Source organism: Pantoea sp. SGAir0175, from assembly GCF_043547855.1.
Genome location: NZ_CP028081.1, coordinates 2,273,944 through 2,300,496, shown reverse-complemented (window position 1 = coordinate 2,300,496; position 26,553 = coordinate 2,273,944). Strand labels below are relative to the sequence as shown.

General features: G+C 58.7%; 23 protein-coding genes. 11 read left to right on the top strand and 12 right to left on the bottom strand.

Annotation, left to right across the window (positions count from 1 at the left end; genetic code table 11):
* Nucleotides 1-2 precede the first annotated feature (2 nt).
* Both C1N56_RS10595 and ydgT read right to left on the bottom strand, forming a co-directional pair.
* Nucleotides 3-446: a DUF2569 domain-containing protein gene (locus C1N56_RS10595; protein ID WP_058758460.1), complete on the bottom strand. Its 444-nt coding sequence runs from the start codon at nt 444-446 to the stop codon at nt 3-5.
* A gap of 109 nt (nt 447-555) precedes the next feature.
* Nucleotides 556-771 carry a transcription modulator YdgT gene (gene ydgT / locus C1N56_RS10590; RefSeq protein WP_010618950.1) on the bottom strand — a complete coding sequence of 72 codons (216 nt, stop codon included), beginning with the start codon at nt 769-771 and terminating at the stop codon, nt 556-558.
* A gap of 674 nt (nt 772-1,445) precedes the next feature.
* Here ydgT and ytfQ point away from each other — a divergent pair.
* The 4 genes from ytfQ to yjfF are packed head-to-tail and all read left to right on the top strand — an operon-like array spanning nt 1,446 to nt 5,969.
* Nucleotides 1,446-2,402 carry a galactofuranose ABC transporter, galactofuranose-binding protein YtfQ gene (ytfQ, locus tag C1N56_RS10585; RefSeq protein WP_021506185.1) on the top strand — a complete coding sequence of 319 codons (957 nt, stop codon included), beginning with the start codon at nt 1,446-1,448 and terminating at the stop codon, nt 2,400-2,402.
* A gap of 54 nt (nt 2,403-2,456) precedes the next feature.
* Complete coding sequence (locus C1N56_RS10580) at nt 2,457-3,977, top strand: sugar ABC transporter ATP-binding protein (RefSeq protein ID WP_021506184.1); 1,521 nt, start codon at nt 2,457-2,459, stop codon at nt 3,975-3,977.
* Nucleotides 3,970-4,986: a galactofuranose ABC transporter, ATP-binding protein YtfT gene (ytfT, locus tag C1N56_RS10575; protein ID WP_394516638.1), complete on the top strand. Its 1,017-nt coding sequence runs from the start codon at nt 3,970-3,972 to the stop codon at nt 4,984-4,986. The genes C1N56_RS10580 and ytfT overlap by 8 nt, the downstream gene beginning before the upstream one ends.
* A complete protein-coding gene (yjfF, locus tag C1N56_RS10570) occupies nt 4,983-5,969 on the top strand; it encodes a galactofuranose ABC transporter, permease protein YjfF (RefSeq protein WP_021506182.1) in 987 nt (328 codons plus the stop codon). Before ytfT ends, yjfF begins: the two co-directional genes overlap by 4 nt.
* 454 nt (nt 5,970-6,423) lie before the next feature.
* Here yjfF and araA read toward each other — a convergent pair whose 3' ends face one another.
* Both araA and C1N56_RS10560 read right to left on the bottom strand, forming a co-directional pair.
* Nucleotides 6,424-7,914, bottom strand: a complete 1,491-nt coding sequence (gene araA / locus C1N56_RS10565; RefSeq protein WP_394516637.1) for an L-arabinose isomerase — start codon at nt 7,912-7,914, stop codon at nt 6,424-6,426.
* Nucleotides 7,915-7,925: 11 nt separating this feature from the next.
* Nucleotides 7,926-9,611 (bottom strand): ribulokinase, encoded by a 1,686-nt coding sequence (locus C1N56_RS10560; protein ID WP_394516636.1) that lies wholly within the window; start codon nt 9,609-9,611, stop codon nt 7,926-7,928.
* A gap of 366 nt (nt 9,612-9,977) precedes the next feature.
* Between C1N56_RS10560 and C1N56_RS10555 the strand changes: the two genes are divergently transcribed.
* The 5 genes from C1N56_RS10555 (at nt 9,978) to C1N56_RS10535 (ending at nt 15,753) form a co-directional block, all read left to right on the top strand.
* The gene (locus C1N56_RS10555; RefSeq protein ID WP_021506179.1) at nt 9,978-10,961 is read left to right on the top strand and encodes an arabinose ABC transporter substrate-binding protein; all 984 of its coding nucleotides are present in this window, start codon (nt 9,978-9,980) and stop codon (nt 10,959-10,961) included.
* Nucleotides 10,962-11,135: 174 nt separating this feature from the next.
* The gene (araG, locus tag C1N56_RS10550) at nt 11,136-12,656 is read left to right on the top strand and encodes an L-arabinose ABC transporter ATP-binding protein AraG (RefSeq protein ID WP_058758463.1); all 1,521 of its coding nucleotides are present in this window, start codon (nt 11,136-11,138) and stop codon (nt 12,654-12,656) included.
* A 17-nt stretch (nt 12,657-12,673) separates the two neighbouring features.
* Nucleotides 12,674-13,660, top strand: a complete 987-nt coding sequence (araH, locus tag C1N56_RS10545; RefSeq protein WP_021506177.1) for an L-arabinose ABC transporter permease AraH — start codon at nt 12,674-12,676, stop codon at nt 13,658-13,660.
* A gap of 57 nt (nt 13,661-13,717) precedes the next feature.
* On the top strand, nt 13,718-14,635 hold the full coding sequence (araC, locus tag C1N56_RS10540) for an arabinose operon transcriptional regulator AraC (RefSeq protein ID WP_021506176.1): 918 nt from the start codon (nt 13,718-13,720) through the stop codon (nt 14,633-14,635).
* A 77-nt stretch (nt 14,636-14,712) separates the two neighbouring features.
* Nucleotides 14,713-15,753, top strand: a complete 1,041-nt coding sequence (locus C1N56_RS10535) for an oxidoreductase (protein ID WP_394516635.1) — start codon at nt 14,713-14,715, stop codon at nt 15,751-15,753.
* Nucleotides 15,754-15,815: 62 nt separating this feature from the next.
* Here C1N56_RS10535 and add read toward each other — a convergent pair whose 3' ends face one another.
* The 3 genes from add to malX all read right to left on the bottom strand — a co-directional run bounded on the left by add (nt 15,816) and on the right by malX (nt 19,697).
* Complete coding sequence (add, locus tag C1N56_RS10530; protein ID WP_058758464.1) at nt 15,816-16,814, bottom strand: adenosine deaminase; 999 nt, start codon at nt 16,812-16,814, stop codon at nt 15,816-15,818.
* Between the two features lie 118 nt (nt 16,815-16,932).
* Entirely contained in the window at nt 16,933-18,108 is a 1,176-nt protein-coding gene (locus C1N56_RS10525) for a MalY/PatB family protein (RefSeq protein WP_394516634.1), read from the bottom strand.
* A gap of 2 nt (nt 18,109-18,110) precedes the next feature.
* Complete coding sequence (gene malX / locus C1N56_RS10520; protein WP_031279154.1) at nt 18,111-19,697, bottom strand: maltose/glucose-specific PTS transporter subunit IIBC; 1,587 nt, start codon at nt 19,695-19,697, stop codon at nt 18,111-18,113.
* 177 nt (nt 19,698-19,874) lie between these two features.
* Between malX and malI the strand changes: the two genes are divergently transcribed.
* Together malI and C1N56_RS10510 are read left to right on the top strand one after the other, a co-directional pair.
* The gene (malI, locus tag C1N56_RS10515; protein ID WP_125309648.1) at nt 19,875-20,900 is read left to right on the top strand and encodes a Mal regulon transcriptional regulator MalI; all 1,026 of its coding nucleotides are present in this window, start codon (nt 19,875-19,877) and stop codon (nt 20,898-20,900) included.
* 402 nt (nt 20,901-21,302) lie between these two features.
* Nucleotides 21,303-22,493, top strand: coding sequence for a glycosyltransferase (locus C1N56_RS10510; RefSeq protein ID WP_104186745.1), 1,191 nt, complete (start codon nt 21,303-21,305; stop codon nt 22,491-22,493).
* 80 nt (nt 22,494-22,573) lie between these two features.
* Here C1N56_RS10510 and C1N56_RS10505 read toward each other — a convergent pair whose 3' ends face one another.
* The 5 genes from C1N56_RS10505 to C1N56_RS10485 all read right to left on the bottom strand — a co-directional run bounded on the left by C1N56_RS10505 (nt 22,574) and on the right by C1N56_RS10485 (nt 26,516).
* Nucleotides 22,574-22,810, bottom strand: a complete 237-nt coding sequence (locus tag C1N56_RS10505) for a hypothetical protein (RefSeq protein WP_021506169.1) — start codon at nt 22,808-22,810, stop codon at nt 22,574-22,576.
* Nucleotides 22,811-22,863: 53 nt separating this feature from the next.
* Nucleotides 22,864-24,318, bottom strand: coding sequence for a methyl-accepting chemotaxis protein (locus C1N56_RS10500; protein ID WP_394516633.1), 1,455 nt, complete (start codon nt 24,316-24,318; stop codon nt 22,864-22,866).
* Nucleotides 24,319-24,710: 392 nt separating this feature from the next.
* Nucleotides 24,711-25,358 (bottom strand): anti-sigma factor, encoded by a 648-nt coding sequence (locus C1N56_RS10495; protein ID WP_278707562.1) that lies wholly within the window; start codon nt 25,356-25,358, stop codon nt 24,711-24,713.
* Nucleotides 25,355-25,909, bottom strand: coding sequence for a sigma-70 family RNA polymerase sigma factor (locus tag C1N56_RS10490; RefSeq protein WP_021506166.1), 555 nt, complete (start codon nt 25,907-25,909; stop codon nt 25,355-25,357). Before C1N56_RS10490 ends, C1N56_RS10495 begins: the two co-directional genes overlap by 4 nt.
* A 43-nt stretch (nt 25,910-25,952) precedes the next feature.
* Nucleotides 25,953-26,516: a fasciclin domain-containing protein gene (locus C1N56_RS10485; protein ID WP_031279149.1), complete on the bottom strand. Its 564-nt coding sequence runs from the start codon at nt 26,514-26,516 to the stop codon at nt 25,953-25,955.
* Between the last annotated feature and the right edge of the window lie 37 nt (nt 26,517-26,553).

Below are 26,553 nucleotides of genomic sequence, written 5' to 3'. Positions count from 1 at the left end.
CATCAGGGCTGAATAAAGGTCTGTTTGACCCGCTGTGAGCGTTTGAAGTAGGGCACAAAGACCGCCGCCGAGAGCAGGGCCAGCAGCAGTGTCTGGATCGCTTTCCCATCAGCCACCGGCGTAAAAGCGAAGGTTTTCAGCGCCAGCAATACGGTCATCAGCAGCCAGAGAATGTAGTGACGTGGCAGACGGCGCGAGCGCTGACAAAAGATCCAGCACACCCAGATGCTGTACAGCCACACCGCGGCGGCGGTGAGTAAGGACACCAGCCACTGCGTCATTAAAATACTGGCGTGAGAAAACAGCGTGGTGCGCAGTTCCGTGTCAAACAGCGGCCGCAGATAGAGCGCCACCACCAGCGCGCTGGTCAGCATCGTCATAATCAGCCAGGCAAGCGGCAGCAGCAGCCAGCCGGCAATACGCGGCGGGTTTACCGATTCGGACATGTTGTTCATCCTGATGTAAGAAAAAAGACGAGGCAGAGCGTACCATGTCCAAACGGGTCACGCCCGATTCGGACAGCGCACCAGGGGCAGAAACAGAGATAAGCGCGCTTTACACCACGTAGCGCCAGACGGATTTCGGCACACAGCCGAGGTCATACAGACGGCCACCTGAGGCGAGTTCAGCACGGCGGTGATCGGCGGCGCGGTACATATTAATGATCTCGTTATCATCAGTGAGCGAATAATTGAGGTGATCGTAGAGTTTTTCCAGACTCTCAAGATTATTCACTTTACGAAATTTCAGCAGGTAATCGAGCGCAGTCATGATTGCCATAAAAGATAGAGAACGGGGAAGTGCTCAAGTATAGGGAGCACGCGGCCAGAGTCCAGACACCGCGGTTAAAAAAATTCAAAATTCAGACAACGTGCGCTAATTCGCTCATCAAATGGGACTTTTTTACGCTTTTATCTTTTTTAACGCGCATTTTCCTGCGCGTCAGGCGCGTTTTTGGCCCCGTTAACCGGGGGCTGGTGAGAAAATTTAACAGCTGCCTTAAACGGTATTCCAGACGCTATTTTTCGCACTTTTGTTGCGCTTATTTTGAAACGCAGCAGGCGCGAAAAAGCGATTTATCTGTAACGGGTGACGCACAAGGGTGCAGCTGTGATGAAACGTCAAATCGCAAGTGTGCGAATTATCACAAAACAGAACATTGCCTGCCGCCCGCATGAATAACCATTCTTTACGTGTCCGTTGTAATCGTTTCCAGTGCCTGCGGTCATAACCGCTTCTGTTTATTACAGTTATTTAACCTCCGCTGACATAAAGTTCAGGCGTTTTGTCCATAAGCTGAGTCAGCTGCCTGACACGCTGATACGCGTAACCCCTTTAATTCATTCTGTTTTGTGAGGTGTGTCGCGCTTGTTTTAGCGCAATTGCGCCAGGCTTGAAGCGCGTTTGTACCCCTACAGCACACTCCCTTCAGAGGAATGAAAATTATGTGGAAACGTTTACTCTTGACCACCATGGTCAGCGCCGCACTCAGCACATCGGTTCTGGCTGCCGACATGACGGTGGGCTTCTCACAGGTCGGTTCTGAATCCGGCTGGCGTTCAGCCGAAACCAACGTGGCAAAAAGTGAGGCGCAAAAGCGCGGTATCACCCTGAAAATTGCCGATGGTCAGCAGAAGCAGGAGAACCAGATCAAAGCGGTGCGCTCGTTCATCGCTCAGGGCGTTGATGCCATCTTTATCGCGCCAGTGGTACAGACTGGCTGGGAACCGGTGCTGGAAGAGGCCAAAGACGCCAAAATTCCGGTGTTCCTGCTGGACCGCGCCATCGTGGTGAAAGATAAATCGCTGTACATGGCGGTGGTGACGGCCGACAACGTGCTGGAAGGCAAACTGATTGGTGACTGGCTGGTGAAAACCGTCGGTGACAAGCAGTGTAACGTGGTGGAACTGCAGGGTACCGTTGGTGCCAGCGTAGCGATCGACCGTAAGAAAGGCTTTGCCGAAGCCATCGCCGGCCACAACAACATCAAAGTGATTCGCTCGCAGTCCGGTGACTTTACCCGCAGTAAGGGTAAAGAGGTGATGGAGAGCTTCATCAAAGCCGAGAACAACGGCAAAAACATCTGCATGGTGTATGCGCATAACGATGACATGGCGATCGGCGCCATCCAGGCAATTAAAGAAGCCGGCCTGAAACCGGGCAAAGATATTCTCACCGGTTCGATTGATGGCGTGCCGGATATCTATAAAGCGATGCTGGCCGGCGAGGCCAACGCTAACGTTGAGCTGACGCCGGACATGGCTGGCCCGGCGTTTGACGCGCTGGAGAAATTCAAAAAAGACGGCACGCTGCCGCCGAAAATCATCAAAACCGAATCAAAACTGTTCTTACCGGCTGACGCTCAGGCGGAGCTGGATAAGAAAAAGGGCATGGGTTACTGATCCCCGCAACCGCCCTTCGGGGCGGTTTTTATGACGTAAGCGAGGCAGAATCTGATGAGCAGCTACGATGAAACACCCCTGCTGAGCCTCAACGGCATCAGCAAAGGCTTTCCCGGCGTCAAAGCGCTGGATAACGTGTCGTTCAGTATCCGCAAGGGCGAAATTATGGCGCTGCTGGGTGAGAACGGCGCGGGGAAATCGACCCTGATTAAAGTGCTGACCGGCGTCTACACGCGGGATGCCGGCACCATTACCCTCAACGGCGCGGTAATTGCGCCGCACAGTACCGCCGATGCGCAGCAGATGGGCATTGGCACCGTTTATCAGGAAGTGAATCTGCTGCCGAATATGTCGGTGGCGGATAACCTCTACATTGGCCGCGAGCCGCGCCGCTTCGGCATGATCGATCGCAAGCGCATGGTGCGCGACGCCGATGCGCTGATGCGCAACTACGGCTTCGCGCTGGATGTGACGCGTCCGCTCGGCCACTACTCGGTGGCGATGCAGCAGATCATTGCGATCTGCCGCGCAGTCGATCTCTCCGCGCAGGTACTGATTCTGGATGAACCAACTGCCAGCCTTGATGCCAGCGAAGTGGAGATGCTGTTTACCCTGATGGCGCAGCTGAAAGCCAAAGGCATGAGTCTGATTTTCGTCACCCACTTTCTCGACCAGGTGTACCGTATTACCGACCGGATTACCGTACTGCGCAACGGCCAGTTTATCGCCACGCGGGACACCGCCTCGCTGCCGCAGATTGAGCTGATCAAGCTGATGCTGGGGCGAGAGCTGCTGGAAACCGCACTGCAGCGCCAGGGCAGCACGTTACGCAGCAATCAGCCGGTGGTGTCGTTTGAGGATTACGGCAAGAAAGGCACCATTGAACCGTTTAGCCTGCAGGTACGGCCGGGCGAAGTGGTGGGGCTGGCCGGGCTGCTCGGCTCCGGGCGCACCGAGACCGCCGAGGTGCTGTTTGGTATCCGCCGTGCCGATCGTGGTACCGCCACCATCAAAGGCAAAGTGCAGCACATCCGCACGCCGGCCAAAGCCTCGCGTCTCGGCATGGGCTTCTGCCCGGAAGATCGTAAAACTGACGGCATCATCGGCGCAGCTTCGGTGCGGGAAAACATCATTCTGGCGCTGCAGGCGCAGCGTGGCTGGCTGCGGCCGATCAAACGCCGTGAGCAGCAGGCGATAGCCGAGCGTTTTATCAAGAGCCTGGGGATTCGCACACCGCACGCCGACCAGCCGGTGGAGCTGCTGTCGGGTGGCAACCAGCAGAAGGTGCTGCTGTCACGCTGGCTGGTGACTAAACCACAGTTTCTGATTCTGGATGAGCCGACGCGCGGTATCGACGTGGGCGCCCACGCCGAGATCATTCGGCTGATAGAATCCCTGTGCGCCGACGGACTGGCGCTGCTGGTCATCTCCTCTGAACTGGAAGAGCTGGTGGGCTATGCCGATCGCGTGCTGATCATGCGCGATCTGAAGCAGGTCGCCGAAATTCCGCTGGAGCAACTGTCGGTGGCGTCGATTGTCAACGCCATCGCGGACGGAGGAGCACAACATGCTTGAATCGCCTATGACACACGAAAAACCGGAACGGCGGAAGCCGAAGCTGCCGCCGGGCATGCCGCAGATCGTCGCGCTGATTCTGGTGCTGCTGATCGACAGCCTGGTGGCGAATAACTTTTTTGCTATTCACATTCAGGATGGCCGGCTGTTCGGCAGCCCGATTGATATTCTCAACCGCGCCGCACCGGTGGCGCTGCTGGCGATTGGTATGACGCTGGTGATCGCCACCGGCGGGATCGATTTGTCGGTGGGTGCGGTAATGGCGATTGCCGGCGCGACGGCGGCGACGCTGACGGTGGCGGGGCACAGCCTGAGTTTTATTATTCTGGCCACGCTCGGCACCGGGCTGCTGTGCGGCCTGTGGAACGGCGTGCTGGTGGCCCTGCTGAAGATTCAGCCGTTTGTCGCCACGCTGATTCTGATGGTGGCCGGGCGCGGCATCGCGCAGCTGATCACCCAGGGACAGATCGTCACCTTTAACAGTGACAGCCTCGCGTGGTTTGGCAGCGGTTCGCTGTGGCTGCTGCCGGTACCGGTGTGGATTACCCTGCTGGTGGCGGTAGCGGTATGGCTGCTGACGCGCAAAACCGCGCTTGGCCTGTTCATCGAAGCGGTAGGCATCAACCTGCGTGCGGCGCGCAATGCCGGGGTGACCGGCTGGCTGGTGGTGATGTCCACCTACGCCATCAGCGGCGTGTGTGCGGCGGTAGCCGGGCTGATTGTCGCCGCCGATATTCGCGGTGCCGATGCCAATAATGCCGGGTTGTGGCTGGAGCTGGACGCCATTCTGGCGGTGGTGATTGGTGGCGCCTCGCTGATGGGCGGGCGTTTTAACCTGGTGCTGTCGCTGGTTGGCGCGCTGATAATCCAGTCAATGAATACCGGCATCCTGCTGTCAGGTTTTCCGCCGGAGCTGAACCAGGTGGTGAAAGCGGTGGTGGTGATGTGCGTACTGCTGCTGCAGTCGCCGCGCTTTATCGTCATGCTGAAGGGGAGACGTAAACCATGATCAAGCGTCATTTACCGTTAATGATTACCCTGCTGGTGTTTGTCGCGGGTTACCTGTTCTGCCTCAGCCAGTTTCCCGGCTTTGCCTCAACGCGGGTGATTTGCAACATCCTCACTGATAATGCGTTTCTCGGCATCATCGCCGTCGGCATGACGTTTGTGATTTTGTCCGGCGGCATCGATCTGTCCGTTGGCGCGGTGATCGCCTTCACCGGCGTGTTCCTGGCGCGCATCATCGGCGACTACCATGTCGATCCGCTGCTGGCCTTTGCATTGATTCTGGCGGCAGGCGCGCTGTTTGGTGCCATGATGGGCTGGCTGATTGATGCATTAAAAATCCCGGCCTTTATCATTACGCTCGCCGGGATGTTTTTCCTGCGCGGCTGCAGCTATCTGGTGTCGGAGAACTCGATTCCTATCGATCATCCGCTGTATACCACGCTGTCGAGCCTGGCGTGGAAAATTCCCGGCGGCGGACGTCTCAGCCTGCTGGCGGTGATTATGCTGGTGGTGGTGGCGGGGGGCATTCTGCTGGCGCACCGTACGCGCTTTGGTAATCAGGTGTACGCCATTGGCGGCAATCTGACGTCGGCTCAGCTGATGGGCGTGTCGACGCGCGCCACCACGATTAAGATTTATATGCTGTCGACCACGCTGGCGACGCTGGCAGGCATCGTATTTTCCATTTACACCTCGGCCGGCTACGCGCTGGCCGGGCTGGGCGTCGAGCTGGATGCCATTGCTTCGGTGGTGATTGGCGGTACGCTGCTGTCGGGGGGCGTCGGTACGGTGCTGGGCACGCTGTTTGGGGTGCTGATTCAGGGGTTGATTCAGACATGGATTAACTTCGATGGCACGCTGAGTTCGTGGTGGACCAAAATCGCCATCGGTATCCTGCTGTTTGCCTTTATTGCGCTGCAGCGTCTGCTGACGGTGATGTGGGACCGCCAGCAGAACGCGCCGGTTAAGCGTTTAACGTCTTAGTCGTGATCGCATGTGTATTAAGAGGTGCGCAAACTGGCGCACCTTTTTTTATGCTCTGATTCGTGGATGTTGGGTAGGATTGCTGTTAATTGGGTGCCCGGCCCCACAAAGGCCAGCCCGATCGCAAAGAAACCCCGCATCCATGCCGATCGGCCGCGCCATCCCTGGCGCGGACGCTTTGCTAATCGGGCTGGCCTTGATGGGACAGTTAAGTTGTTCATCGCTGTCATTTGTGCGCTGCGCAGCATTTAAATCTGACCACTCGCAGCACACGGATATGAGAAATAGAGGCGGGCAGTGGCGTAAAGCGTACGCTGCAGGGATGCGGCGGCCGGGGCGACAGGGAGGTATTCACGCCGGCTTTACATAACGCCTGCCTTTGTTGACTGGACCGCACGTTTTAAGCCAAAAAAAGCCGCGATACACTCGCGGCTTACTTCAACATCTCAGGCAATTAACGTTTCAGGCGGTAGTACGCGTCGTTCCAGCGCAGCGCATCTTTGAAGGCCGGCAGGCGCGTCTCGTCATCAATCACCAGCACTTCGATGCCGTGCAGTTCGCCGTACAGGTACATATCCTCAACATCCAGCGCCTGGCTGAACACCGTATGGTGTGCGCCGCCCGCCAGGATCCACGCTTCAGAAGCAGTGGCCAGCGACGGCTGTGCGCGCCACAGCGCGCGTGCCACCGGCAGCTTCGGCAGCGCGTGCGGCTGTTCAATGGTATCGACCACGTTGACCAGCAGACGGAAGCGGTCGCCCATGTCGATGACGCTGGCGTTCACCGCGCGACCCGCCGGCGTCGAGAAAATCAGACGCGCCGGATCGGCTTTACCGCCAATGCCGAGGAACTGCACATCAATCAGCGGCTTCTCCTCTTTGGCGATCGACGGGCACACTTCCAGCATGTGCGAGCCCAGTACCAGCTCGTTGCCCGGCGCGAAGTGGTAGGTGTAATCCTCCATAAACGAGGTGCCACCGGCGCGCGTGCCGGCCTGTACTTTCAGGATGTGCAGCAGCGCTGCGGTTTTCCAGTCGCCTTCACCGGCGAAACCGTAGCCCTGAGCCATCAGGCGCTGAACCGCCAGACCGGGCAGCTGGGTCATACCGTGCAGCGTCTGGAAATTGGTGGTAAAGGCTTTACAGCCTTCGCTATCGAGGAAGCGCTTCAGGCCCAGTTCGATGCGTGCGGCATCCAGCACATTCTGCCGCTTGTCGCCGTTTACTGACGCCGCCGCGCTGAACAGATACTGGCTCTCATATTCGTCGACCAGCGCGTTGACATCACCGTCGCTGACGCTGTTCACCACCTCAACCAGATCGCCGACGCCCCAGCCGTTAACCGCATAGCCAAACTGAATCTGCGCTGCCACTTTATCGCCTTCGGTGACCGCCACTTCGCGCATATTGTCACCGAAGCGCGCCACTTTCAGCTGCTGGCTGGCCTGCTTCGCCAGGGCGGCATTGATCCAGCGCGCGATACGCTGCTGGCTGGTTTTATCCTGCCAGTGACCGGTCACCACGCTGTGCTGCAGACCCATGCGCGCGCCAATGAAGCCGAACTCACGGCCGCCGTGCGCGGTCTGGTTCAGGTTCATGAAGTCCATGTCCATGCTGTCCCACGGAATTTCCGCATTGAACTGGGTGTGAAACTGCAGCAGCGGCTTATGCAAAATACTCAGTCCGCCAATCCACATTTTTGCCGGCGAAAAGGTATGCAGCCAGGTAATGATACCGACGCACTGGCTGTCGTGATTGGCCTCACGGCACAGCGCCAGCGCTTCATCCGGTGATTTCACCAGCGGCTTCAGCTCAAGAGGCACCGGCAGCGTACCGGCCTGGTTCAGGCCGTCCATCACCTGGCGCGCATGCTGCTCAACCTGGCGCAGGGTTTCCGCTCCGTAGAGATGCTGTGTACCAATCACAAACCAGACTTTCTGTTCCATTCATCGCTCCTTTACTTAGCGGATGCGGCGCGCGCGGCGTACTGCGGTTCAGCCGCCTGGCACCAGTGTTGATAACGTTGATAAAGCTGCTGATAAGTCGCCACGCGCGCGCTGTCCGGCTGCAGGGTGACGGCAATCGGACTGGCCATCACCTGCTGCGCCGCCGGCACATCGGGGTAAACGCCGGCGGCAACGGCGGCAAAAATCGCCGCGCCCAGCGCGCAGCACTCATCGGAAGCGACAATGTCCAGCGGCCGGTTCATCACATCGCAGCAGGCCTGCATGATGGCAGGGGATTTGCGCGCAATGCCGCCGAGCGTCAGGATGTTCTGCACCGGAATCTGCTGCTGCTCGAAGCACTCCATGATGGCGCGTGCGCCAAAGGCGGTGGCGGCAATCAGGCCACCGAACAGCGCCGGCGCATCGGTGCCGAGGTTGAGGTCGGTAATCACGCCTTTCAGGCGCTGGTTGGCGTCCGGCGTGCGGCGACCGTTAAACCAGTCCAGCACCACCGGCAGGTGATCGAGTTGCGGATTTGCCGCCCAGGCGTCGGTCAGCTGGCGGATCAGATCCTGCTGCAGCGCAGCCAGCTGCGGCTGTAATTCAGGATGGCGCTGCGCCGCCTGCTGCAAAGGCCAGCCGAGCAGGCGACTGAACCAGGCATAGATGTCGCCGAACGCCGATTGTCCGGCTTCACAGCCGATGGCGCCCGGCATTACGCTGCCGTCGACCTGACCGCAGATGCCTTTGATCGCGCGATCGCCAACCTGTTCGCTGTCGGCGATCAGGATGTCGCAGGTGGAGGTGCCGATGACTTTCACCAGCGTGTACGGCTGTGCGCCCGCGCCAACCGCGCCCATGTGGCAGTCAAAGGCGCCACCGGACAGCACCACCTGTTCTGACAGACCGAGGCGCTGCGCCCATTCGCCCGACAGCGTGCCGACCGGCACATCGGCGGTAAAGGTATCGCTGAACAGCGGCGAATCGAGCTGTTCCACCAGCATGGGATCGAGCGCGCGAAAGAACGCCGCCGGCGGTAAACCCTGCCACTCCGGATGCCACAATGATTTGTGCCCGGCGGCGCAGCGTCCGCGCCGCAGTTCGGCCGCTGCGGTGGTGCCGCTCAGCAGCGCGGGCACCCAGTCGCACAGTTCTACCCACGAAACCGCCGCCTCTCGCACCGCGGCATCGGCACGCGACACGTGCAAAATTTTGGCCCAGAACCATTCGGAGGAGTAAACGCCGCCGATGTAGCGGGTATAGTCGGTGAACTGGCCGCTGCGGCACAGGCGGTTGATCTCTTCGGCTTCTTCTATGGCGGTGTGATCTTTCCACAGCACAAACATGGCGTTGGGATTGCTGGCGAATTCCGGACGCAGCGCGAGGACGTTGCCGTCGCGATCGATGGGGGCCGGCGTCGAGCCGGTAGAATCGACGCCAATACCCACCACCGCGGCGCGCTGCGCCGGGGTTAACGCCTGCACCACGCTGACGATGGCCTGCTCCAGCGCATCAATATAATCCTGAGGATGATGACGAAAGCGGTTGGCGTGGGCATCGCAGAATTCACCCTTTGCCCAGCGCGGATAGTTGACCACCGCCTTTTCCAGCTCTTTACCGCTGTGGCACTCCACGGCCAGCGCTCGTACCGAGTCACTGCCGAAATCCAGCCCAATTGTTATGGCACCCGCGCTCATCGGGATTCTCCTGTGTGAGTTGTCTCGCTCTATCCTGGAATGGGGAGCGGGCGGCGGTTAGTCATCAGCGGCTGAGAATATGCACTTTTCTGTCATCGGCGGGGTTGTGTGATCGACAGCAAAAGTTAATGTCCGGTTAATTTTGCTGAATATATGGAGGATTTAGTCATCGTTTTGGGATGTGATACCGCTCTACATTTTTCCGCGCTTTTCCCGCTACAACTAGCCCAGCGTTTGCACAGCCTTTGTACAACCTTTGAGCTAACGCGCTGATTTTGCGCTGTACCCGAACGTGAAATCTGATTGGTAGCGTTTACACCGATTCGTTGATAACAGCGATAAAACACCATTGTGCCGGAGAGCATCATGCATAAATTCACTAAAGCACTGGCGGCCGCAGGCCTCGCCGCGCTTATGTCACAATCCGCTATCGCCGAGACCATGAAGCTCGGTTTTCTCGTCAAACAGCCGGAGGAACCCTGGTTCCAGACCGAGTGGAAATTCGCCGATAAGGCCGGCAAAGATCTCGGCTTTGAAGTGATCAAAATTGCCGTGCCGGACGGTGAAAAAACCCTGAACGCTATCGATAGCCTGGCGGCGAGCGGCGCCAAAGGCTTTGTCATCTGTACCCCGGATCCCAAGCTGGGCTCGGCCATCGTCGCCAAAGCACGCAGCTATGACCTGAAAGTGATTGCCGTGGACGACCAGTTTGTCACCGCCAAAGGCAAGCCGATGGATACCGTACCGCTGGTGATGATGGCGGCAACCAAAATCGGCGAGCGTCAGGGCCAGGAGCTGTACAAAGAGATGCAGAAACGCGGCTGGGATGTGAAGCAAACCGCCGTGATGGCGATTACTGCTAACGAACTGGATACCGCGCGCCGCCGCACCGGTGGCTCAATGGCCGCGCTGAAAGCCGCCGGCTTCCCGGAGAAACAGATTTATCAGGTGCCGACCAAATCCAACGATATCCCGGGCGCGTTTGACGCCGGTAACTCGCTGCTGGTGCAGCATCCGGAAGTTAAGCACTGGCTGATTGTCGGCATGAACGATAACACCGTGCTGGGCGGCGTGCGCGCCACCGAAGGCCAGGGCTTCAAGGCGCCGGACGTAATCGGTATCGGCATCAACGGGGTGGATGCGGTAAGCGAGCTGTCGAAGGGCGCGCCAACCGGCTTCTACGGTTCCCTGCTGCCGAGCCCGGACGTGCACGGCTATAAGAGCAGCGAAATGCTCTACAACTGGGTGACCAAAGGACAGGAGCCAGCGAAATTCACCGAAGTGACCGACGTGGTGCTGATCACCCGCGACAATTTCAAAACCGAGCTGGCGAAGAAAGGGCTGATGTAAGTCGGTTTTAAGCCGTCCTCAATGTGATGTTAATTAACAGGCAGCCGGCATAGTTCGTGCTGTAGCAAGGCGGCAGGCACTTTTATCCCCGGGAGCTTACTGAGGTCAGTGACCGGGGTAAATGTGCGCAGCCAACGCCGCTACGGTGTGAAACATGGAGGCTCAGGAGTTCCCATGAACACGGATCCAGCATTTCTGTCATTTCATGGCATCAGCAAAACCTTCCCTGGCGTGAAAGCGCTGCAGGATATCTCTTTTCAGTGCCGCGCCGGGGAAGTGCACGCGCTGATGGGAGAAAATGGCGCGGGCAAATCCACGCTGCTGAAAATCCTCAGCGGCAGCTATCAGCCCAGCGGCGGCGAAATCCGCATCAAAGGCACAGCGAAAAGCTTCAGCAATACCGTTGATGCGCTGGATGCCGGCGTGGCGATCATTTACCAGGAGCTGCATCTGGTACCGGAAATGAGCGTGGCGGAGAACATCTATCTAGGCCAGCTGCCGCACAAGCGCGGGCTGGTTAACCGCAAGCTGCTGCGCTACGAAGCCGGTCTGCAGCTGAAAAATCTTGGCATGGATATCGATCCCGACATGCCGCTGAAATACCTGTCGCTCGGCCAGTGGCAGATGGTCGAAATCGCCAAAGCGCTGGCGCGCAACGCGCGCATCATCGCCTTTGATGAGCCGACCAGTTCGCTGTCGGCGCGCGAAATTGAGCATCTGTTCCGCGTGATTCGCCAGTTGCGCGAGCAGGGCCGGGTGGTGCTGTACGTTTCGCATCGCATGGAAGAAATTTTCGCGCTGAGCGATGCCATTACCGTATTTAAGGATGGGCGCTACGTGCGCACCTTCACGGATATGGCCAACACCCACCATGACGATCTGGTGGAGGCGATGGTCGGACGCAATCTCGGAGATATCTATGGCTACGCGCCACGTGAGCTGGGCCCCGTGCGTCTGCAGCTGGACAAGGTGGAAGCGAAAGGCGTGCGGATGCCAATATCGCTGACGGTGCGCGCCGGAGAAATTGTCGGTCTGTTTGGACTGGTCGGTGCCGGCCGCAGCGAACTGATGAAAGGGCTGTTTGGTGCCACCCGGCTGCGCGCAGGCACGGTCACGCTGGACGGTAAACAGCTCAACATCCGCGAACCGATTGATGCCATCCGCGCCGGCATCATGCTGTGCCCGGAAGATCGCAAAGCCGAAGGCATCATCCCGGTGCACTCGGTGCGCGAGAACATCAATATCAGCGCGCGCCGCCACAACCTGAGTGCCGGCTGTCTGATCAAGCCGGGCTGGGAAGCGAAAAACGCGGACCACCACATTCGCTCGCTGAACATTAAAACGCCGGGCGCGCATCAGCTGATCATGAATCTGTCCGGTGGCAACCAGCAGAAGGCAATTCTGGGCCGCTGGCTGTCGGAGGAGATGAACGTGATCCTGCTCGACGAACCGACGCGCGGCATTGATGTCGGCGCCAAACATGAAATCTATAACTTGATTTATCAGCTGGCGAACAAAGGGATCGCGGTGCTGTTTGCCTCCAGCGATCTGCCCGAAGTGATGGGACTGGCCGACCGCATCGTAGTGATGCGCGAAGGTGAGATTGCCGGTGAACTGCCCCACGACGCCGCCACGGAGCAGCTGACGCTGAGCCTGGCCATGCCGAAAACCACTCAAGCGGCCGCCGTGGCCTGAGGTAAAGGAGAGTAAAAATGGCTTCATCTACCACGTCCAATACGCCACCGGTGCAGCGCAGTGGCCTGCAGCTCGGGCGCATCTGGGACAACTTCGGCATGCTGGTGGTGTTTGCGCTGCTGTTTATCGTCTGCGCCATCTTCGTGCCTAATTTTGGCACCTTTATCAACATGAAAGGGCTGGGCCTGGCGATGTCGATGTCCGGCATGGTGGCGTGCGGCATGCTGTTTTGCCTCGCCTCCGGCGATTTCGACCTGTCGGTGGCGTCGGTGATTGCCTGCGCTGGCGTCGTCACCGCCGTGGTGATTAACATGACCGAAAGCCTGTGGATCGGCGTCGCCGCCGGCCTGCTGCTCGGTATGGCCACTGGCTTCGTTAACGGCTTCGTGATTGCGCGTCTGAAGATTAACGCGCTGATCACCACGCTGGCGACCATGCAGATTGTGCGCGGCCTGGCCTATATCTTCTCCGACGGTAAAGCGGTGGGGATTGAGGATGAGCGCTTTTTCACCCTCGGCTACGCCAACTGGCTGGGCGTGCCGGCACCGATCTGGCTGACCATCGCCACCATGATCGTGTTCGGTTTCCTGCTGAACAAAACCACCTTTGGCCGCAACACGCTGGCGATTGGTGGCAACGAGGAAGCGGCGCGGCTGGCCGGGGTGCCGGTGGTGCGCACGCGCATCATCATCTTTATCCTTTCCGGGCTGGTATCAGCGGCGGCCGGCATTATCCTGGCTTCGCGCATGACCAGCGGTCAGCCGATGACCTCGCTCGGCTATGAGCTGATCGTCATCTCCGCCTGCGTGCTGGGCGGCGTGTCGCTGAAGGGCGGTATCGGCAAGATTTCCTACGTGGTCGCCGGGGTGTTGATTCTGGGTACCGTCGAGAATGCGATGAATTTATTGAATATCTCGCCATTCTCACAGTATGTGGTGCGCGGTTTGATACTGTTAGCGGCGGTGATCTTTGACCGTTACAAACAGAAAAGCAGAACCGCCTGATCCCGCGGGCGCAGCCGCAACGCTGCGCCCCAACGTCACGCGAACCGGGAGATCCTTATGTACCACCGCGAAGCGCCGAGTGAACAGCAAAATCCTTTACTGCCGGGCTATCCGTTTAACGCCTGGCTGGTGGCCGGGCTGACGCCGATCAACGCCGGCGATCAGCTCGATTTTTTTATCGATCGCCCGCACGGCATGAAAGGTTACATCCTCAATCTGACCATTAAAGGCCAGGGACGGGTATTTGACGGGGCGTCAGCGTTTGACTGCGAGCCGGGCGACCTGCTGCTGTTTCAGCCAAAAACGCCGCACTATTATGGCCGCGCGCCGGACAGTCCGTGCTGGCATCATCGCTGGGTCTATTTCCGTCCGCGCGCCTACTGGACCGACTGGCTGCAGTGGCAGGATCAGAACCAGGGCGTTGGCCGGCTGCGGCTGCCGGATGCGCTGCGCGCCGAATTTGACCGTCTGTTTGCCAGCATCGAACAGACGCACAACTCCGGACGTCGCTTTGCCGAAGAGCTGGCGATGAATCTGCTGGAGCGCCTGCTGCTGCGTGCGGTGGAAGAGGATCCGCGCAGCCATCAGCAAATTCGCGACCCGCGCGTGATTGAAGCCTGCCAGTACGTCACCAATCATCTGGCCAGCGAGGTGAAAATCGAGGAAGTGGCGCGCCACGTCTGTCTGTCGCCGTCGCGTCTGGCCCACCTGTTCCGCGAGCAGATGGGCATTAATCTGCTGCGCTGGCGCGAAGATCAGCGGGTGATCCGCGCCAAGCTGCTGCTGCAAACCACTCAGGAACCGATCGCCTCGGTGGGGCGCGAGGTCGGCTACGACGACCAGCTCTACTTCTCGCGCGTCTTCCGCAAGCGGGTGGGCGTCAGTCCGAGCGATTTCCGCCGCCGCAGTCAGGATGCGCACGACGCGCTGGTGGCCCAGGAGAGCTGGCAACCGGCACGGAGTGCGATCTCCTGAGCTTTCAGGTGATTCCGCCTTGTTCTTACTGACTGATTCGTCTTAAATCAGTCAGGTCACGAACAAGAGGAATGAGAATGAGCGATAAACTACGTGTCGGCCTGATCGGCTACGGATTTGCCAGCAAAACCTTCCATGCGCCGCTGATCGCCGGTACGCCAGACGTTGAGCTGGCGGCGATCTCCAGCAGCGATGCCAGTAAAGTGCACGCTGACTGGCCGTCGGTGCAGGTGGTGGCCGATCCCCAGGCGCTGCTGGATGACCCGACGCTGCACCTGATTGTAATTCCTACCCCGAACGACACCCATTTCCCGCTCGCCAAAGCGGCACTTAATGCTGGCAAGCATGTGGTGGTCGATAAACCGTTTACCGTGACACTGTCACAGGCGCGTGAGCTCGATCAGCTGGCCAAAGCCAAAGGGCTGCTGCTGTCAGTGTTCCACAACCGCCGCTGGGACAGCGATTTCCTGACGCTGAAAACGCTGCTGAACGACGGCACGCTGGGCGAGGTGCGCTATCTGGAGTCGCACTTTGACCGTTTCCGTCCGGAAGTGCGTCAGCGCTGGCGCGAAATGAAAGGCCCGGGCAGCGGGATTTGGTTCGATCTTGGACCGCACGTGCTGGACCAGGCGTTGCAGCTGTTTGGACCGCCGGTGGCGATCAACGTCGACATGGCTGAACTGCGTCCCGGCGCGCAAACCACCGATTACTTCCACGCGGTGCTGACTTATCCCACCCGGCGCGTGGTGCTGCACGCCAGCATGCTGGTGGCCGCGGAATCGGCGCGTTTTGTGGTGCACGGCACGCGCGGCAGCTACGTTAAGTATGGGCTCGATCCGCAGGAGGACCGTCTGAAAGCGGGTGAGCGTCCGCCGCGTGAAGAGTGGGGCTACGATATGCGCAACGGCACGCTGACGCTGGCCGAGGGCGACGTGATGGTGGAGAAAGAGCTGCTGACGCTGCCGGGCAACTATCCGGCCTATTATGCGGCGATCCGCGACTCCATTGCCGGTAATGGTGCCAACCCGGTTACGGCGGAAGAGGCGATTCAGGTGATGGAGCTGATTGAGCTTGGCCTGCAGTCGGCGGAGAAACGCCAGACTCTGTCCCTGAAATAAACCGGACGGCGTTATCGCCAGCCGATCAACAAGGAGCGCAATCTGCGCTCCTTTTTTATGGCTTATGCCGCCACGCGCTGGCGCAGCGCGGCTTTCTCCGCCTCGGTTAAAAAGGCGATGGCAATACCGTTCTCCTGCGCCTGGCGAATCTCGGCGGCGCTCAGGCCCGCCTGTGGCGCAGCGACCTCATATTCATGCGCCAGCTCAATGCCCTGTACCGCCGGATCGTCAGTGTTGATGGTTGCCAGAATGCCATGCTGCAGGAACGCCTTCAGCGGATGGCTGGCCAGCGAGGCCACGGTGCTGGTCTGAATGTTCGACGTCAGGCAGGATTCAACGCCAATGCGCTGTTCGGCGAGGAAATCCATCAGCGCGCGGTCTTCAATCGCTTTGACACCGTGACCGATGCGCTCAGCGCCCAGCTCGCGGATCGCCTGCCAGATGCTCTCCGGTCCGGCGGCTTCACCGGCATGTACGGTGATGCGGAATCCGGCATCGCGGGCGCGGTTAAAGTGGCTGAGGAATTCGCTGCCCGGGAAGCCCAGTTCGTCACCGGCCAGATCGACGGCAGTGATGCCGTCGCGGTGCGCCAGCAGACCTTCCAGCTCGCGCAGGCAGGCTTCTTCGCCGAAGGTGCGGCTCATGATGCCAATCAGCTTCACATCAACGCCGTACTGCTGCACGCCCGCGCGCACGCCATCAATCACCGCTTCCACCACGCCAGCAATCGGCAGCTGATGGTTCATCGCCATGTAGCCCGGGGAGAAGCGCAGCTCAGCGTAATGGATACCGGCCTGCGCGGCGTCAGCGACGTTTTCCAGCGCAATGCGGCGGCAGGCGTCGAGATCGCCCAGCACTTTGACGCCCCAGTCAAGCTTCTGCAGGAAGCTCACCAGGTCCGGCTGGTTGGCGGTCACCTGCACGTGCGGACGCAGCGTATCCAGCGTATCGGCGGGCAGCGCAAGATTGAACTGGCGACCTAAATCAAGGATGGTCTGGGCGCGGATATTGCCATCAAGGTGGCGGTGAAGGTCGGTGAGGGGAAGTTTCGCATCAATCATGTCGCACTCGCTGAATTAACGTAAAGTGCAGACCATTATAAAAACATCTTGCGCAACCGCGCCAGTGATTTGCGCAAAGCGGGCAGCGGATGCTGAATTAATCAGCATCCGCTGTGGTTCAGAACGATTGCAGTGCGGCAACCAGCCGGTCCAGCCCGTCATCCAGCTTGCTGCGCGGGCAGCCGGCGTTGAGACGCAGGTAGCTGCGGCTGGCGCTGCCGTAGGTGCTGCCTGGCATAATCGCCACCTTATGCTGCTGGATCAGCCGCTGCTGCAGCGCGACGTCATCAATGGCCAGCGGCGCGGTGTCAATCCATGCCAGATAAGTGGCCTGCGGCGGTTGCCAGTTAAGCCCGGCAAACGCCGCGTTGAGCCGTTGCGCAATGTGCTGCATATTGGCACGCAGATAATCGCGCAGCGCGTCGAGCCAGGGTGCGCCGTGACGGTAGGCGGCAATGGTGGCAGCCAGCGCCATCACCGCCGGTGACGACAGCCCGTCCTGCTGCTTCAGCGCGTGAAACCACGCCCGGCGGTCGTCCGCGTCCGGGATAATACCCCAGGCGCCGGTCAGCGCCGGAATATTGAAGCTCTTCGAGGCCGAGGTAAACAGCGCCCAGCGGCCTTGTGCCACTTCGCACCATGGCGTGTGGCGCGCCTCGCTCAGCACCATATCCATATGGATTTCGTCGCTGATCACGCTCACGCCATGCCGTTCGCACAGTGCCGCCATCTGCTGCAGCTCTGCGCGCTGCCACACTTTGCCGGTGGGATTGTGCGGGCTGCACAACAGCATCACCTTACAGCGCGGCCGCGCCAGCAGGGTTTCCAGCTGAGCCATATCACAGTGCCATGTGTCGCCAGCGCGCTGCAACGGTAACTCCAGCACCCTGCGCTGATTCCCGATGATTGTCTGGTAAAACGCATCATAGGCGGGCGTATGAATCAGCACTTCATCCTCCGCCTGCGTCCAGTGGCGCAGCAGCTGCGCCACCATATAAATCACCGACGGGCCATACACCAGCGACTCTGCCGCGATCTCGCTGGCAAAGCGGCTGCGCATCCAGTGCTGCAGGGCGGAGAGAAAATCCTCGTGCTGCCAGCGGCTGTAGCCCAGCACGCCGTGATTCAGCCGCTGCTGCAACGCGTCAATGATGCAGGGAGCGGTGGCGAAATCCATGTCCGAGATGGTGAAGGGCAGCAGATCGGCCACGCCAAAGCGGTCGGCGACAAAGTCCCACTGCGTGCACCAGCTGCCGTGGCGATCCACCACCCGATCAAAATTAAACGCCTGCATATTTACACCGTCGCGCTCATCAGATGGGCCATTTCATCCTTGACCGACTGCACCTGCGGGCCAATGACTACCTGCAGATTGGTCTGATTGAGGTGCACCACGCCGATGGCGCCGTTGGCTTTCAGCGCGGCATCGTCGACCTTGCTCATGTCGGCCACCGACAGGCGCAGGCGCGTCAGGCAGTTATCCAGCGAGGTGATGTTGTCAACGCCACCCAGCGCCGCGAGAATCGCTGGCGTGTTGTAGCCGGATTTGCCCACGCCGGCGCGGCTGACCTGCTGCTCAACGCGGCTGGTTTCTGCTTCGCGGCCGGGTGTTTTGATGTTGAAGCGGGTGATGGCGAAACGGAAGATGGCGTAGTAACCCACAAACCACACGGCGGCAATCACCGGCACCCAGTACCATTTAGTAGAAAGGCCGTGCAGCACGCCAAACACGAAGAAGTCGATCACGTTACCGTCGGTATTACCGATGGTCACGCCAAGCATCGCCATTACGGTGAAACCGAGACCGGTCAGCAGCGCGTGGATCAGATACAGCACCGGTGCGACAAACAGGAACAGGAATTCGATCGGTTCGGTGGTGCCGCCGACCACGCAGGCAACCACGCCCGAAATCAGCAGACCTTTAATTTTGTGACGGTTTTCCGGGCGTGCGCAGTGGTAAATCGCCAGCGCTGCCCCCGGCAGGCCGCCAAGGAATGCCGGCATTTTACCCTGCGACAGGAAGCGGGTAGCGCTTTCCGCGAAGCCGTGAGTTTCCGGACACGCCAGCTGCGCCTGGAAGATCGTCAGCGCGCCGCTGACGCTGTGACCACATACCTCCATGGTGCCACCGGCATCGGTAAAGCGAATAATCGCCACCAGAATATGCTGCAGGCCAAACGGCAGCAGCAGACGTTCACCGGTGCCGAAGATCATTGGGCCGAATTCGCCCGCGCTGTTGATCATCCAGCCAAGACCGGTGATCGCGCGCGCAAAGAATGGCCAGATCAGCGGTACCACCAGCCCCAGCAGGCCCATCACCACGGTAGTGATAATCGGCACAAAGCGCGTGCCGCCGAAGAATGCCAGCGCATCCGGCAGGCGAATATTGTGGAAACGCTCGTGCAGCCAGAACACCACAATGCCGACAATCACCGCGCCGAGAATACCGGTGTCGATGGACTGAATGCCGAGAATGTTCTGCACGTTATTGGCTTTCAGCACCGCCGCATCGGTAGTCGGCAGAATCCCGTTGATGTTCAGCCAGAAGTTAACGCTGAGATTGAGCACCGCAAAGCCGACGAAGCCGGCAAATGCCGCCACGCCTTTGTTTTCCCGCGCCATGCCCAGCGGGATGGCGATGGCAAACATCACCGGCAAATAGCTAAAGGCAAAGGAGCCGATTTTCGCCATCCAGATAAACAGGTATTGCAGGAACGGCTGGTCGAGCAGCGGGATCAACGTCAGTACATCATGGCTGCTGAGTGAACTGCCGATCCCTAACATGATGCCGCAAAACGACAGCAGCGCCACGGGTAGCATGAAGGTTTTCCCCAGGCTCTGGAAAAATTCCCAGAGCGACATTTTGGGTTGGCTGTGAGGCATAGTCTCTCCTGGCTAAAAAGTAACAAGCGGGTAAAGTGGTGGGGGATGATAAAACGTTTTATCACGGCTTTTTGTGGTGATAATCACAAAGCGTGACGAGCATCAGGCTTTATTTTTATGTGAATCAGTGTAACGTTTTACCTCTTTGAATTTTCCGGCAACGAATAGCGTCACACTATGTCCCAGCAAAAAATCACCATCCATGATGTCGCGCAGGCCGCTGGCGTATCGGTTAGCACGGTATCGCTGGTGCTGTCCGGCAAAGGGCGGATTTCAGCTGCCACCGCCGCGCGGGTGAATCAGGCGATTGAGCAACTCGGCTATGTGCGTAACCGCTCGGCCTCCATGCTGCGCGGCGGTGAGAGCGGGGTGATTGGCCTGATCGTGCGCGATCTCAGCCAGCCCTTTTATGCGGCAATGACGGCGGGACTGAGCGAGGTGCTGGAGCAGCAGGGCAAAGTGCTGGTGCTGACGCAGAGTGGTCAGCATGGCCAGCATCTGCAGCGCTGTTTTGATTCGCTGGCGGCGCAGGGCGCCGATGGCATTGTGCTGGGCGGCGCGGTGGCGCAGGCGGAATCGCTGCGGCTGCAGGCGCAGGAGCAAAATATTGCGCTGATCTGCGCCGCGCGCGCCAGCAGTCTGGAAAAGGTCGATTCGCTGCGTCCGGATAACAGCCAGGCGGCGCGGATGGCCACCGAGTATCTGATCAAACAGGGACATCAGCGCATTGCCTGGGTGGGCGGTCTGGGGTCCTCACTGACGCGCGCCGAACGTATCGGCGGCTATTGCGCCACGCTGCTGCAGTACGGTTTGCCGTTTCGCCCGGACTGGATTATCGAATGTGACGATCGCCAGCAGAGCGTCTCCGCGCTGACGCAGGCGCTGTTGCATCAGCATCCGCGTATTACCGCTATTCTGGCCCACAATGCCAGCACCACGCTCGGCTGCTATTTCGGCGCGCTGCGCAGCGGCCGCACCCTCGGGGAAGACGCCGTGGACAGTTACTACACCCAGCAGCTGGCGCTGGTCGGGTTCAACGACGATCCGCAGCCTGAGCTGAACGATCCGGCATTGACGTTTGTCAGCAGTGAAGCGCGCATCGTCGGGCGGCGCGCGGCAGAACGCATATTACAGCGCCTGGCGCAGCCACAGGCCGATGTGCAGACGTTAATCGTGCCGCCGCAGCTGGTGCAGGGCCGCTAAGCCTGTCGCCCGCCCGGCGTCAGATCATTACTCGCCGCGTTTCTGTTACCGCTGCTTACCGATTGTCAGCTGGCCTGTGATCATCGTTCTGCTTATGCATTGCGGGCCAGCAGAAAATAAAGATTAAGCTTCAGCATCAAATATTGACACGAAACTGTCATAATATGGCCAGCGTTAAATGAAAATCAACGCGTTAGCCATTTATCTGAATTCCGCGAATTTTGTATTGATTAATATTCTTTACCGGCCGCGCCTGTATTTTATTCAGGCTGGCTGATGTTATTACCTGTCACAAAATGTGTATTTTCTTATTGTTTAGCGCGGGTTTACTTGCTCGCTGGATTTGTGACTGGCGAGGAATATACTGCCAGCTATGCTTATTTTTCCTGTGCCGGGGCACGTATGAAAATAATCGTAAATGGGAAAGGTTATCCGGAAAAGAGAAATATCATCGTCAACGATTCACACCATTATCTCAATCTGAAATATAAAAATATCTGGTTTTATCGTAACGCCGTCAGGCAGAAAATCCGCAAAGCCAATAAGTTGTTTATTTTCGCGCCGCTACCGTTCTCGGTGCCGGACGATGCACAAATCATCCATCTTTTTAATGAAGTGGCCTGCACGAAAAAACGCTGGATGGCGACATTTGAAACCGAAATTCCGCGCGTGCTGCCGGTGCCGGGCATGGCCAAACTGCATAATCCACAATTGCAGAAACAACTCAAACTGATCGCGGCACCGCAGTGTACGGCGCTGCTGGCTATCTCCGACGCGACGAAAAAAATTCAAATCAAGCTGTTACAGGCGTTTCCGCAGCAGGCTGCAGCCATTTTGCCCAAACTGCACACCCTGCATCCGCCACAGGCAATTATCTGTGATCGGGTCAGGCCGGTGAATCAGGCGAAGCTGACGTTCAGCTTTGTCGGCAATGAGTTTTATCGTAAAGGTGGGGCGGAAGTGGTGCTGGCCTTTAGCGAGTTGCTGGCAGAAGGCATCATTCAACCCGACAGCGTGCAGGTGAATTTAACGGGCAACCTGAAGCATCGCTATAATATCGCGCACGGCGCGCAGCAGGATGACGCGCAATTTCATCAGCGGATTGAAGACCTGATTAATCAACAGGCAATCTTCAGGCATGAAACATTTTTGCAAAATGATCGGCTGATGAAAATGCTCGAACAGACCGATGTGGGATTATTACCGACCTGGCAGGATACCTACGGCTTTTCAGTGCTGGAAATGCAGGCGTGCGGCTGTCCGGTTATTACCACCAATGTACGCGCACTGCCGGAAATAAACCCGGCTTCGGCCGGCTGGCTTATTGATTGTCCGTTGAATGATATGTTTGAAATCGCTATCGGTTCAGCGCAGGAGAAACAGGCGATCAGGGCCAGAATTATTGCGCAGCTCAAACAGATCATCACGCAGATGATGGCGCAGCGCGAGGCGATCAGCACCCGCTCGGCGCGGGCGCTGCAAAGAATTAAAGACCAGCACGATCCGGCGCGCTTTCGCGCCCGTCTCGACGCCTTTTATCAGCAGACAGCACAGGTGAATCGTGCCCCGGGCGTCAGCGCTAAAGAGATTTGACGCATGAATCACGCCGGGTGGAGGAAGCGGATCCCCGGTTGTCGCAGGTGGCGCTGACGCAACGGCCAGCGCGCACGGCATTAGCGGGCTCTGGCCGTCAGACTAAAATAGGGATGTTTTCCTGCCAGCAGCAGCAAAAACTCATATTCTCCCTGACTGAGCGGCGACGGTTTTGCTGCGGACTCCTTCATCTGCCAGACCCGCAGGCTGAGGTCGAAGCGTTCAGCCGCGTGCAGTTGGGTCATGCCCGTGGCGATGCGTAAGTCACGCACATCAGTCTGAACCGGAACGATGTGCTGCAATGATTGATGGCTCATAAGTTCTTCTCTTTCTGTGGCCTGTCCCTGGCGGTATGGTTATCGGCTGCGAGCTATGCCGGGTCAGAGACGGCAAGCTTTTCTGTCGCGAAGCTGTCAATGGCTGAAACGGGGCGCTGACCGGCCAGCAGCGCGCTGTCATGCGGGCTGTCAGAAAAGTTAAAATGACTGATTACCGCAGCCAGCGTTCCGGTACGGCCATTCAGGCTGCCGGCCGAGGCGGCAATCTCTTTCACCAGGGCGGCATTCTGCTGGGTAACGCGATCCAGATCGGTCACGGCCAGCGTAACCTGGGCAATGCCTTTGCTCTGTTCGTCTGACGCCAGCGCAATCTGGCCAATCAGCGAGGTGACGGCGGAAACGCTTTGCGTGGCGCTGTCCATGATGGCGCCGGCGCGCTGCGCGGTCTGCGCTCCCTCGCCAACGCGCATCACGGTGCCATTAATCAGCCCTTCGATCTCCTTCGCGGCGCTGGCGCTGCGTTGTGCCAGCGTGCGCACTTCAGCTGCCACCACGGCAAAGCCGCGTCCCTGCTCGCCGGCGCGGGCGGCTTCAACAGCCGCGTTCAATGCCAGAATATTGGTCTGAAACGCGATGCTGTTAACCGTGGCGGTAAACTGACGGATTTTATCGGCTTCGGTGGCGATATCGGCCATCATCGCTGACACGCTTTTGACCAGCGCTTCGCCGTCGCGTGTTGTGCGCGCCGCATCCTCAGCCAGCTCGCGCGCTTCGCCGGCGCTGTGGGCATTTTTCTCTACGGTGGCGCTAAGCTGCTCCATGCTGGCCGAGGTCTGCTCGAGCGCGGCCGCCTGGCGGGTGGTGCGGTCGGACAGATCGGCGTTGCCGCTGGCGATATCCGCAGACTCCTTGCGCAGCACGTCGGTGTTGTCATGCACGGCGCGCACCGTGGTCAGCAGGCTCTGCTGCATCAGCCTGACCAGCGGAATCAGCTGACCCACACAGTTGCGGCCAAAATCCTGCGGTTCCCGCGTAAGATCGCCAGCGGCGATGCCGCGGAAATGTTCCCGCAGCGCCCCCAGCGGCCGTACCAGATGCGTGACCAGAAACCGGTCACAGAACAGCAGCAGCGCGAGCATCAGCAGTGCAGCTATGCCAAAGGCCATTTGCAGACGCTGGCGGTCGGACTGGTCGGCATGGTTATTCGCTGCGATGTCGCGCTGCAGCAACTGCAGGCGCTCAGCCGCAGGCACCGCAAAGTCAGCCGGCGAGGCGGCGAGGGCGGCACGCAGCGGCGCCCAGTCGCTATCGGCCGGGGCATCGGCCGCTACGGCCGCTTTTGCCGCCGTGGTTCCCGATGCCATCACTAAACTGGCACGATTGAGAAACAGCAGCTGGCTGGTCAGGGTGGCGTTATGCAGTTCGCGCTGATGCATGTCGCGCAGCACCGTGCTGCCATAGATCCCGGCCAGCGCCACAATCAGCAGCGCCGCGACCAGGATGCACTGCACAACCCGGCGAATGGTGAAGTTTTTAAGAAATTGCATGGTGAGTTTCCCCGGTGTCGTTTAAGACACAATGGTGTCGAGCGTTATTATTTATTGTTCGCGATAATATCGCGTACTATGGTTTAGCGTTTTAAGCATGGCAGGGAATTCTGAAAAAGAAAATGAATCGTCGATAAAATATTTCTTTCCCGAAGACACGCCAGATTAATTTATAAAAGGGTTATTTCGCCGGGCCGCGGCAGTCAGGCTCGCCGGCGGATAAATAAACATTCATTGTTTTTGCCGTTTGCTGAAATTGAGCGTTCAGTGCCCGTTAATTTAGCTTAAGTCACGCCGTAATGATTAACAGCACTCCGCCTGCAACACGCTGGGCATCAACAAATAATAAACGCTGCCGCGTTAACGCTAATTTCACCCGTGACCATCACCGATTATAAATTCACACTGTAAAGCACCGGACCCGTTGGACGTCCGGTTGGCGAACCGCCGTGCGGCTCGAGACTGATCGCCAGCGTTGCCTTAACCAGCAACTGCTGTTTCTCAATCGGATACTGCTGCGGCGCACTTCCGGTGACCAGACCGAGTGAAACGGGCGCCCGGCCAGGCGGAATCAGCCACAGTTCCAGACTCTGATCCGCCCTGACCGCGCTGACCTGCAGTGGCGCCAGACTGATCACGTCCTGCCGGCGGCTGGCGCTCACCACCCATTGCTGACTGTGTTGCGCATCGGTCAGCACCGCCAGCGGTGTCATCACCGGCTCGCGCAGCCAGTAAGCCGACAGCGCGAAGCCCAGCGCGACGCAGGCGGCAGCCAGCCACGGCAGCGTCCGGCGTGCGGGCGCGACGCGCTTGTCGGGCGGCAGGGAAAGGGCAATTTTTTTCCATAGCGTTTCCGGCGGTGTGACGGGCGGCTGAACCTGGTCGAGACCCGCCAGCAGCGTCTGCCAGCGGGCGACCTGCGCCGCCAGCACCGGCTCGGCCTGCAGTCTGCGCTGAAAGCGCAATCGCGCGCTGCCGCGCAGCGTGCCGAGGGCGTACTCCGCCGCCAGGGCGTCATCCCGCTGCACCTTGTCACTCATCGTCCAACACACTCCCGCAGATGGTCCAGGCCACGTCGAATCCAGCTTTTAACCGAGCCGACCGGCTGCTGCAGCCACCCGGCAATGTCGCTATGTGATAAGCCCTGATAATAGGCCAGCGCAATCGACTGGCGCTGTTCACTGCTCAAATGCTGCAGACAATGGTGCAGGCGGGCAACCTCGCGATCGTGCTGCTCATCCAGACTGACGTCACCCGGCGTGCTGCTTAAATCGTCGAGCCAGGCTTCATCTGCATGGAATTGTCTGGCATAGCCGCTGCGCAGCCAGTCAATACAACGGTTGCGTACAATGTGCGTCATCCAGGTCAGGGGAGAACTGAGCGCGCTGTTAAATGACGCGGCGTTGTGCCAGACCGTGATGTAGCATTCGTGCAGAATCTCTTCCGCCCACGCCCGCTGGCGTAACATGCGCAGCGCTACCGCAAACAGATGCGGGGAAGTCAGCCGGTACAGCTGTTCAAAAGCCAGGCGATCGCGCTTCGCGACCGCCTGTATTAAGGCTATTTGTTGCTCAGCCTGAGAGGCGTCCATAATACTCCTGGCCGGTTTGTTTAACCTTACCGAGTATAGACAGTTATTCAGGCATTAAGACGGTATCAATAACGTCAATGACGCCATTTTTCTGGTTTACATCATAAGTGCTGATATTTGCCACATTACCCTGACCATCTTTCAGCTGAATATTGTGTGGCCCGTTGCTCATAATCCACAGCGGCTGACCATTCACCGTTTTCAATTCGGCTTTACCGCCACCCTGTTTAATTTTTTGCTCCAGCGCTTTCATATCATATTTACCGGCGACCACATGGTAGGTCAGCACGCTGGTGAGTTTGGCTTTGTTTTCCGGTTTGAGAAGTGCATCAACGGTGCCGGCAGGCAGTTTGGCAAAGGCGGCGTTAGTCGGCGCAAAAACCGTAAACGGGCCTTTGCCCTGTAAGGTATCGACCAGACCCGCGGCTTTAACGGCGGCGACCAGCGTAGTGTGGTCCTTCGAGTTCAGGGCGTTTTCAATAATGTTTTTTTGTGGATACATTGCCGCGCCGCCTACCATCACCGAATCGGCGTGCATGGCCGCCATCGCAGCGTTCGCGCCAAGCAGGGCGGCAGACAGGACGGCATAACTGATTAACTTTTTCATCATATATCCTCATTGAAGGAGCAGAAGGGTGCTCACA